This is a genomic window from Bradyrhizobium sp. (genome assembly GCF_016462955.1).
Taxonomy (GTDB): domain Bacteria; phylum Pseudomonadota; class Alphaproteobacteria; order Rhizobiales; family Xanthobacteraceae; genus Bradyrhizobium.
This window is the reverse complement of record NZ_JAEMSD010000070.1, coordinates 11,163-19,705: the sequence shown is the minus strand read 5'-3', so window position 1 is coordinate 19,705 and position 8,543 is coordinate 11,163. Positions and strand designations below refer to the sequence as shown.

General features: G+C 63.8%; 11 protein-coding genes. 7 read left to right on the top strand and 4 right to left on the bottom strand.

Going from position 1 to position 8,543, the window contains the following annotated elements:
• Both JHD07_RS10490 and JHD07_RS10485 read right to left on the bottom strand, forming a co-directional pair.
• The coding region (locus tag JHD07_RS10490; protein WP_291621687.1) for a heme-binding beta-barrel domain-containing protein at positions 1 to 578 on the bottom strand (578 nt) is incomplete at its 3' end.
• 163 nt (positions 579 to 741) lie between these two features.
• A complete protein-coding gene (locus JHD07_RS10485; RefSeq protein WP_291621686.1) occupies positions 742 to 990 on the bottom strand; it encodes a hypothetical protein in 249 nt (82 codons plus the stop codon).
• Positions 991 to 1,287: 297 nt separating this feature from the next.
• Here JHD07_RS10485 and JHD07_RS10480 point away from each other — a divergent pair, with 297 nt between their 5' ends.
• From JHD07_RS10480 to JHD07_RS10465, 4 genes are all read left to right on the top strand, one after another.
• Complete coding sequence (locus tag JHD07_RS10480; protein ID WP_291621684.1) at positions 1,288 to 1,833, top strand: sigma-70 family RNA polymerase sigma factor; 546 nt, start codon at positions 1,288 to 1,290, stop codon at positions 1,831 to 1,833.
• Positions 1,830 to 2,471, top strand: a complete 642-nt coding sequence (locus JHD07_RS10475; RefSeq protein ID WP_291621682.1) for a ChrR family anti-sigma-E factor — start codon at positions 1,830 to 1,832, stop codon at positions 2,469 to 2,471. The genes JHD07_RS10480 and JHD07_RS10475 overlap by 4 nt, the downstream gene beginning before the upstream one ends.
• 78 nt (positions 2,472 to 2,549) lie before the next feature.
• Positions 2,550 to 3,134 carry a sigma-70 family RNA polymerase sigma factor gene (locus JHD07_RS10470; RefSeq protein ID WP_291621680.1) on the top strand — a complete coding sequence of 195 codons (585 nt, stop codon included), beginning with the start codon at positions 2,550 to 2,552 and terminating at the stop codon, positions 3,132 to 3,134.
• Positions 3,135 to 3,151: 17 nt separating this feature from the next.
• Entirely contained in the window at positions 3,152 to 3,454 is a 303-nt protein-coding gene (locus tag JHD07_RS10465) for a hypothetical protein (protein ID WP_291621678.1), read from the top strand.
• A gap of 57 nt (positions 3,455 to 3,511) precedes the next feature.
• Here JHD07_RS10465 and JHD07_RS10460 read toward each other — a convergent pair whose 3' ends face one another.
• Positions 3,512 to 3,913 (bottom strand): DUF2177 family protein, encoded by a 402-nt coding sequence (locus JHD07_RS10460; RefSeq protein ID WP_291621676.1) that lies wholly within the window; start codon positions 3,911 to 3,913, stop codon positions 3,512 to 3,514.
• A gap of 91 nt (positions 3,914 to 4,004) precedes the next feature.
• The gene (locus tag JHD07_RS10455) at positions 4,005 to 4,799 is read right to left on the bottom strand and encodes a DUF1295 domain-containing protein (RefSeq protein ID WP_291621674.1); all 795 of its coding nucleotides are present in this window, start codon (positions 4,797 to 4,799) and stop codon (positions 4,005 to 4,007) included.
• Positions 4,800 to 4,970: 171 nt separating this feature from the next.
• Between JHD07_RS10455 and JHD07_RS10450 the strand changes: the two genes are divergently transcribed.
• The 3 genes from JHD07_RS10450 to JHD07_RS10440 are packed head-to-tail and all read left to right on the top strand — an operon-like array spanning position 4,971 to position 8,297.
• Positions 4,971 to 6,284: an FAD-dependent oxidoreductase gene (locus tag JHD07_RS10450; protein ID WP_291621672.1), complete on the top strand. Its 1,314-nt coding sequence runs from the start codon at positions 4,971 to 4,973 to the stop codon at positions 6,282 to 6,284.
• Between the two features lie 4 nt (positions 6,285 to 6,288).
• On the top strand, positions 6,289 to 7,077 hold the full coding sequence (locus tag JHD07_RS10445; RefSeq protein ID WP_291621670.1) for a DUF1365 domain-containing protein: 789 nt from the start codon (positions 6,289 to 6,291) through the stop codon (positions 7,075 to 7,077).
• A gap of 2 nt (positions 7,078 to 7,079) precedes the next feature.
• Positions 7,080 to 8,297, top strand: a complete 1,218-nt coding sequence (locus JHD07_RS10440) for a cyclopropane-fatty-acyl-phospholipid synthase family protein (RefSeq protein ID WP_291621667.1) — start codon at positions 7,080 to 7,082, stop codon at positions 8,295 to 8,297.
• Positions 8,298 to 8,543: the final 246 nt, after the last annotated feature.

The following is an 8,543-nucleotide window of genomic DNA, read 5'->3' as shown; positions in this document are numbered from 1 at the left end:
GTGTTGGTGTCGCGGTGATTGAAGGGCGCGCCGCGCACGAACAACTCGGTCTGGATCAGATAGGTCCAGCTGCCGTCATTGTTGAAGGTGATGTCGCAACGGTAGGCATCGGTGCGGAAGGCCTGCTCCAGGAAATCCGTCGAGCAGATCCCGTAGGCGGTGTCGCCGCGCTTCGCGCTGACGGAGATCGTCCTGTCGTCCGGCCCGGCCTTGCCCGAGGCCAGCAGCACCTGCCCGCGCGGTATGGCCAGGGTCTGCATGATCAGCCCGGTCGCGGGCTCCCACAACCAATAGCCGACCTGGTCGTGGAAGGTGATGTCCTCCTCCGGTGTATTGATGTGGATGTGATAGCGCAGCCCGTAGAGCAGCTGCGGTCCGTTGGCCTGCGGATCGATCGGATCCATGCGGATGCGCTCGATAAAGGTCCTCCGCTCCGGACCGTCCGCCTTCGGATTGACGTCGATGCCCTTGTCCGCCTGCCAAGTGCCGGCAAGACGCCGAAGCGGGCCGAGATTGGCGAGGCTATCGGGCGAGACGTCCTCGGGCTCGGTGAAGATGTCGGCTGGAATGGGAAGCATGGCTGTCCTCGCGGGGAAGGCTACGAAGAACAGCCATAGCACGCAGGCGCGACTGCGGCGCGTGCGCGGGCCTGACAGTTGCGAATGGACTTAGGCGCTACGTGCAGGCGGCAGCCGGCACAAAGAGAGGCTGCGCAACTGAGCTCGCGCCAGAGCCCCGCGCTCAGGCCGCTTCGGAAACCGATTTCGCACGCTGCTCGAGCACGCCGATCGTCGCGACCAGATTGTCGCGTCGGGCGCGAAGATTGGCCGCAAGCAGCGGATAGGTCGGCTGGTTCGGGTCGAACACCCCGGCACGAGCCTCCTCCTCGAGAATGTCGGTGTTGATCAGCCGAACGCGCCACCACAAATCGGCGATCAATGCGTCGAGCCTGAGTTCATCAGCAGCACCAGAACGGGACACTTTTTGCATCACTTGCCTCAACCTGAAACGGCCCCTCCGCGGAGGCCAGAGCTTGGATCCTGACTGAGCAAGCGGGATGCCAGGGATGGAGGGACGCACGGGCGGGCGCCTTCGGAGGCGGGTAATGGCCATTTCGCAGTGATCCGGCGCCGGTTCCCACTCGTTCTAGCCCCAGAGGTCGCTTGTCGAGGCGCTATGATCGCTGCTATCCGGGCTATAGAGGTGCCAATCCGGGCTGAGGCGGGTTACCCCCGGAGGCTTCCGGCGCGGCCGTCGATTGGTGCGAGCAAAGGGCCGAAGGCAAAGGTGGACTGGGCTGATTTGATCGGGCGCGTGGCCTCTCACCACGACAAGGAGGCTTTCAGGCGGCTGTTCGAGCATTTCGCACCCCGGATCAAGGGGTTGATGCAGAAGGCCGGGTGCAGCCCCGACGAGGCCGAGGAGATCGCACAAAACGCCATGATCGCCGTGTGGCGGAAGGCGGGCCTGTTCGATCCTGCCACCGCGGGCGCGGCTGCCTGGATATTCACGATCGCGCGCAATCAGCGGATTGACCTGCTCCGCCGCAGGGCACGGACGGGCCGCCTGGAAGCCGTGTCTGATCTGCCCGATGCACCGGACCCCGCCGAACCGGCCGATGCGGTCATGTCCCGCGTACAGGACGCCGCACGCATCGAGTCCGCCATCAAGCAACTCTCGGCAGAGCAGATCGCCGTCGTCAGGTTGTCGTTCATCGAGGAGAAGGCGCACCCTGAAATCGCGAGCCTGCTCGGCATCCCGCTCGGGACGGTCAAGTCGAGAATCAGGCTGGCGATGAACCGGTTGAGAGACGTATTGGACGAAGAAGCATGACGATCAGCCACCATCCGCCTGAAGAACTTCTGGCCGATTTCGCGGCCGGCAAGCTGGAAGAGGCCCATCAGCTGGTCGTCGGCGTGCATGTTGCGGGATGCCCACGATGCGCCCGCTTCGTGCGCGCCATCGAGCAGCTTGCTGGCGCGGCGCTGGAAGAGGCCGAGCCGGTGCCGACCGCCCCAGATGCGTTCGACCGCATCATGTCGCGAATTGATGAATCTCCGGCCGACGCAAAAGCGCCGCCGCTTGCGGCCGACATGGACCACGATGTTCCGCCGGCCCTGAGAGGCTATCGCATCGGCAAGCGCCGGCGCGTCGCGCCCGGCCTCAGCATGCGGCCGATCGAGCTTTCCGGCTCTGGCCAGGCGCGCGCCTTCCTGCTTCGGTCTGCTCCGGGCTCGCGCATGCTCGAGCACACCCACACCGGCACCGAGCTTACGCTCGTGCTCGAGGGCACTTTCAGCCACGAGGGCGGACGCTTTGGTCCCGGCGATTTCGACTATGGTGACGACGAGGTCGACCATCGTCCGATCGTCGGCGACGAAGGCCCCTGCCTCTGCCTGGTCGCGATGACCGGCGACCTGCGCATGAACGGCTTGCTCGGCCGTTTGATCGGGCCCTTTGTGCGGCTGTAATTCTCGTCCGCCCCTTCCTCAGGAGTGATCTGGGCCTGCGTCCAAAGCGTTTTCAAAGAAACGCAAGGGATACAGGACATGGCCTGTTCGAGCCTGGCAAGTCAGGTGCAAGGCGAGAAATTGCCCGAACTGCTGGCGCGCGTGGCCTCGGGTGAGGCACGAGCCTTCGCGGAACTTCACACCCTGACACGAGGCAGACTGCGCCGCATTGTGCTGGCCGTTGGAGCTTCGCCTCATGACGTCGACGATATTCTCCAGGAGAGCTTTCTGAAGGTCTGGCGCAACGCGGCCCGTTATGATTCCGGACGGGCTCCGGTCATGGCCTGGATGACCACGATTGCCCGGCACGCCGCGATTGACCATCTGCGGGCGCGAAGACAGCCGTCCTTCGAACTCGACGAGGCTATTCTGGTTCCAGCGGTGTCCGGCCCGTCACCTGCCGGGGATTTCGACTACGCCAGCGCCGAACCGATCGCACGGGGGGCGTTGGCTCGCCTGCCGGAAGATCGCCGCAGGCTGGTGGCCTTGGCCTACCTCGAAGGCGAGAGCCGGGCGAGCCTGTCACGGCGCTTCGGCGTACCGGTCGGCACCATCAAGACGTGGTTGCACCGAACCATTATGGCCGTGCGCAAGGATTGCCTCGCGGCATCTGCCGCAGCCTGAATCCGGAGGATGCGCGCATGGCCGCGAAGATTATTGAATTTCCCGAGCGTGGGCAGGAGGACCGGCTTGTCGCCTCGATCGCACGGCTGGAGGCCATTGTCAGAGAGGTGGAGCGGGTTGCGGCCGACGATCCTGTGGCCGGCCTCGATGCAGTCCTTGCTGCGATGGAACGCATGGGCCATCGGCTGGTCGATCTCGCATGCCTGTTGCTCGACGAAGAGAAGAGAGCGCAGGCTCAGATGGCGTTCATATGCCTGACCGACAAGATCGCGGAAACCAGAGACGCGTTCGAGCGACCTGACCGGGGATCATCGACCTGATTGGCCGGGTATCGTTGCCCGGATCAAAGCCACTTCGCTCCGTCGAGCAGCGCCTGCTCAGTGGGCCAGCTTCTGCGCGACGAGGTATCCGACCCAGGAACTGAAGCCCGCGAGCAGCGATCCCCAGCAGACGTCCGCAAGCGTCAGCCCAGTCGACCAATTCCGCAGGGTCGCCTGATTGGTGAGATCATAGGTTGCATAGGTGAAGCAGCCGAGCAGCACGCCGGAGGTCAGGGCGCGCAACGCGCTTCCGTCTTGCTGCGCCGGCAGCACGGCGAACCAGAGCAGACCGATGGGATAGAGCAAATAGAAGACCGCGGCAGCGGCGAGGTTGGGCTCGGCCCGCAACATGTCGCCCAGCACCGGCCGGTAAAGCCGCTCGACCATGATATTGAGCCAGATCATATCGACTACGACGAAGGTCACGGCCACGGAGAGATAGGTGAAGAGAAGATTCATGTCCGCGGTCCCCCGTGCGGTTGCTTCTTGCCGATTGTCGCGCCGGCAGCAGGTAACGCGCGAGGCGCTATGCCGGATCACGTCCGGGCGCTCACTTCCGCGGCCATGGGAAGAATGCGTTGGTCCGCGCCTGATATGCCCGATAGAGATCGCCGCGCGACTTCAGCATCTGTTCCTCCAGCGGCGGTATCCCCGTCACGTGCACGAGGATCCAGTACATGATCGCCGGCGCGGCCAGGCTGGCCCAACCCCAGGGGTATCCGGGCGAGAGCGCGATGACCGGGTAAGCCAGCCACCCCAGCCATTCGAAGAAATAATTCGGGTGTCGCGACCATCTCCAGAGGCCCACGTCACAGACCAGCCCGTGGTTGGACGGGGAGAGCTTGAACCGGTGTAATTGCTGATCCGCCAGTCCCTCGCCCGCGATAGCCGTGAGAATGATGAACGCTCCGACGTAGTCCTGCAGCCGCAATCCAGGCTCGGGCGCGTGGGCCGCGAGGAAGATGGCGAACGGCAGCGGCACCGAAACCAGCGCCTGCGATTGCAGGAACAGGAACATTCGGCGAGGGGCCGCCGCCCCCCATTGGCTCGCATAGTTGGCATAGCGCGGATCGTCGATGCCTGCCGCCGCGCGGCGTGCAATGTGCGTACCCAATCGCACCGACCAGAGCAGCGCGAGGCCGGCCACGAGCACACGGCGTGCCGGCGAGCCGTCTTCCAGAGGCCACAGGGCGGCGACCGCACCAACGAGGCCGTTCGCATAGGACCAGATCGCATCGACCCATCCGGAATTTCCGGTGCGCTGCTGAACGACCCAGGCCAGTCCCATCAGGAGACACAGGGCCAGCGCAATGCCGCCGATCGCCTGAAGATGCACAAGAATCATGCCGACACCAACATTAACCTCCCCTCGATACGTCCGCTGCGGGAGCCGGTTTCGCGTTCGGCGGCAGGTATGTGCGTCAAGGGTAAGGTGATCCGCATCATCGCGCCAAACGTTTCCAGACCGATGGTTCACCGACCGTGGTAGACGGTATTGCAGTGGGGGCGACAGCGAATGCGTTTGGCCGTGATCGGGACGGGGATTGCCGGCAATGCTGCCGCGTGGCTCCTGTCGAAACGCCACGCCGTGACAGTCTACGAGCGCGAGCTGCAGCCGGGGGGACATAGTCATACCGTTCGCGTCCAATATGACGGAGAGCCCGTCGATGTCGACGTCGGCTTCATCGTGTTCAACGAGGCGAATTATCCACAGCTGACGGCGCTGTTCGCCCATCTCGGCGTGACCACCGTCGAGACCTGCATGAGCTTCGCCATGTCGGCCGATCATGGCCGTTTCGAATGGCGCGGCGGCGGCGAGACCCTCTTGCAGACGGCCTGCGGCCTGTTTGCACAACCGAGCAACCTAGGGTCGCCCTCCTATTTTCGCATGCTCGCCGAAGTCCTGCGGTTCAACCGTCAGAGCGTGACGGACTTGCGCGCGGGCCGCCTGCACGGGCTGACGCTCGGCGAGTATCTGAGCAGGGAATCGTTCGGGCCGCGCCTGTTCTCCGACTATCTCGGACCCATGGGAGCGGCGATCTGGTCATCCTCGTCGGCCGACATCCTGTCCTTTCCGGCGGAGAACTTTGTCGCCTTCTTCGACAATCACAAGCTTTTGCACCTGGGCCGGCCGCGCTGGCGAACGGTCGAAGGCGGCAGCCGGCGCTATGTCGACAAGCTCACCGCTTTGTTCAAGGACAACATTCGGCTAGGCTGTGCCGTGACGTCGGTCAACCGGGCGGAGCATGGCGTGACCATCCGCGACAGTCATGGCGGTGTTGAAACCTACGATGCCGTGGTCATGGCCTGCCATAGCGATCAGGCCCTGGCGGCGCTGTCGGATGCCGACGCCCACGAACGGTCCATTCTCGGCGCGATCAAATACGCTCCCAACACCGTCTATCTGCACCGCGACCGCAATCTCATGCCGAAGCGCCGCCAGGCATGGGCGTCCTGGAACTTCCTGCAATGGCCGCGGCAGACGGCCGTCCAGAACGACGTGGCGGTGACCTATTGGATGAACCGGCTGCAGGGCATCGACGACCGAAAGCCGTTGTTCGTCAGCCTCAACCCGCCTTTCGAACCGGCACCTCATCTGACATTTGCGAAATTCAGCTTCGACCATCCCCAGTACGACATGGCTGCGTTCGCGGCGCAGCGACGGCTCCCGGCCATTCAGGGCCGGCGCCGGACCTGGTTCTGCGGTGCGTGGACCGGCTACGGCTTTCACGAGGATGGCTTGCAGGCCGGCATCTCCGTTGCCGAAGCACTCGGTTGCGCGGTTCCATGGCGGCAGCCGGACTCGTTGCTGGTCCAGGCAGCCGAGTAGCGTGATGGCCCGCACGAAAACTGCCGAAGCCGAGAATGCGACAGCACCAGCGGCGCTCTACTGGGGAAAAGTGATGCACGCGAGGTGGCGGCCGGTGCAACACCGGTTCACCTACCGCGTGATGAACCTGTTGATCGACCTCGATCGCTTGAACGAAGCGGATCGCCAGTCCCGACTGTTCGGCGTCAATCGAGCGGCCCCCTTCAGCTTCCACGAGTGCGATCACGGCGACGGTAAAGGCGCGTGCCTGAGCCAGCACGCCCGACGATTGGCGGCGGAGCGCGGCGTCGACCTCTGGGGCGGTCGCGTTCTCCTGCTCTGCTATCCCAGAGTCCTGGGCTACGTGTTCAACCCGCTTTCGGTCTACTTCTGCTATGCGGCATCCGGCGATCTTGCGTTGTTGATCTACGAGGTCCGCAACACCTTCGGCGAGACGCATTCTTATGTCGTGCCCGTGCAAGACGCGCCACCGGGCCGCGCCATCAGACAGAACCAGGCGAAAGAGTTCTACGTTTCTCCCTTCATGGAGATGGGAACACATTACCGCTTCAGCATTTCTCCACCCGGCCAGGATGTGACGATCCGGATCGTGCAGACGGGGGAGCAGGGCGCGATGTTCGCGGCAGCATTTTCTGGTCGACGTCGTGCTCTGACCAGCCGCTCGCTACTGGCGGCGCTCTTCGCTCTGCCCTTCCTCACGTTCAAGGTCATTGCAGCCATTCATTGGGAAGCGATGCGGCTTTGGCTGAAGGGGGTCCCCTACCTGCCCCGCTTGAAACAACGCGAGACTTGACCATGGACCTCGCCGCCGCTCGTCACTCTCTTCAGTTCGATGGGGTTCCATTCCTGGGTCGCCTCGCCTTGCGCCTGGCATCGCAGCTCAGATGCGGCACCGTTCATGTGCGCCTTCCTGACCGGAGGCTTGTGACGTTGCGCGGCGAGCTTCCGGGTCCGTCGGCCACGATCGAACTTGGCAATTACAGGTTCGCGCGCAGCCTGGTCCTGGGCGGGGACATCGGCATGGCCGAAGCCTACATCAGAGGCGATTGGACCACGCCCGATCTCACCCAGCTTCTTTATCTCTTCTGTCTCAACGAAGACCTGGTCGACAACGCCTTTGCCGGGAACCTGCTGGTCCGTTTGTGCCGGCGGGCGCTTCATCGGCTGCGCCGAAACACGAAAGAGGGCTCGAGGCACAACATCCACAGGCATTATGATCTCGGCAACGAGTTCTTCGGGGCCTGGCTGGATTCCAGCATGACCTACTCGTCGGCCCTGTTCTCGGCCGAGACGGCCGACCTGCCCGCTGCTCAACGCCACAAATACGAACAGCTGGCAAAGGCGATTGAACTGCAGCCCGGCCAGAGCGTGCTCGAGATCGGATGCGGTTGGGGCGGTTTCGCCGAGTTTGCCGCAAAGACTTACGGCGCCAACGTGCTGGCGCTCACCATCAGCAAGGAGCAGCACGAATTTGCCCGCCGGCGGATTCACGAAGCCGGGCTCGCGGAAAAGGTCGAGGTGAGGTTGCAGGATTATCGCGACCAGGACGGCCGCTTCGACCGCATCGCTTCCATCGAGATGATCGAGGCCGTCGGCGAGCAATTCTGGCCGGCCTACTTCAGCCAGCTGTCCCAAAGGCTGAAACCGGGTGGGCTGGCAGGCATCCAGGCAATCACGGTCCGCGACGAGCTGTTCGACAGCTACCGGCAGCGCGTGGACTTCATTCAGCGCTACATCTTCCCGGGCGGGATGCTGCCTTCGGCCACCATCCTGCGCTCGCTCGGCGAACGCGTCGAGATGCCCGTGGTTCGCGAGCGCGTCTTCGGACAGGACTACGCGAAAACGCTGGCACTCTGGCGCGACAATTTCAGCCGGGCCTGGACCGACCTCACCTCGCTCGGCTTCGACGAGCCCTTCCGCCGGCTGTGGGAATATTATCTGTGCTATTGCGAGGCCGGGTTCAGAGCCGGAAAGATCGACGTCGGGCAGCTGGTGTTTGCGCGGCGGGGATGATGGGGCTTGAGGCGGCGGACATGAAAACGTCTGCCCCGAGGGAATTGGACGCACCGGCCATATTTAAAGCTAGGTCGCACCGGCAAGGGGGCGATCAATATTCCCGGACGCGGCATCCGCCCGCAGGAGACGAGCTCCGGGCCAATCCCCGCTGCGAATGAGGCGTTCGACGACGTCGCGCAGGAGATCGCCAACCTTGCGGACCGGGCGGCCGGGATTGCTCCTGGTGGCTACATAGCTGCGCAA

Excerpts from the sequence above, each read along its gene's own strand:
- JHD07_RS10455 (WP_291621674.1), bottom strand. The coding sequence starts at position 4,799 with ATGATTCTTGTGCATCTTCAGGCGATCGGCGGCATTGCGCTGGCCCTG.
- JHD07_RS10470 (WP_291621680.1), top strand. The coding sequence starts at position 2,550 with ATGGCCTGTTCGAGCCTGGCAAGTCAGGTGCAAGGCGAGAAATTGCCC.
- JHD07_RS10450 (WP_291621672.1), top strand. The coding sequence starts at position 4,971 with ATGCGTTTGGCCGTGATCGGGACGGGGATTGCCGGCAATGCTGCCGCG.
- JHD07_RS10445 (WP_291621670.1), top strand. The coding sequence starts at position 6,289 with ATGGCCCGCACGAAAACTGCCGAAGCCGAGAATGCGACAGCACCAGCG.
- JHD07_RS10465 (WP_291621678.1), top strand. The coding sequence starts at position 3,152 with ATGGCCGCGAAGATTATTGAATTTCCCGAGCGTGGGCAGGAGGACCGG.
- JHD07_RS10460 (WP_291621676.1), bottom strand. The coding sequence starts at position 3,913 with ATGAATCTTCTCTTCACCTATCTCTCCGTGGCCGTGACCTTCGTCGTA.
- JHD07_RS10475 (WP_291621682.1), top strand. The coding sequence starts at position 1,830 with ATGACGATCAGCCACCATCCGCCTGAAGAACTTCTGGCCGATTTCGCG.
- JHD07_RS10485 (WP_291621686.1), bottom strand. The coding sequence starts at position 990 with ATGCAAAAAGTGTCCCGTTCTGGTGCTGCTGATGAACTCAGGCTCGAC.
- JHD07_RS10440 (WP_291621667.1), top strand. The coding sequence starts at position 7,080 with ATGGACCTCGCCGCCGCTCGTCACTCTCTTCAGTTCGATGGGGTTCCA.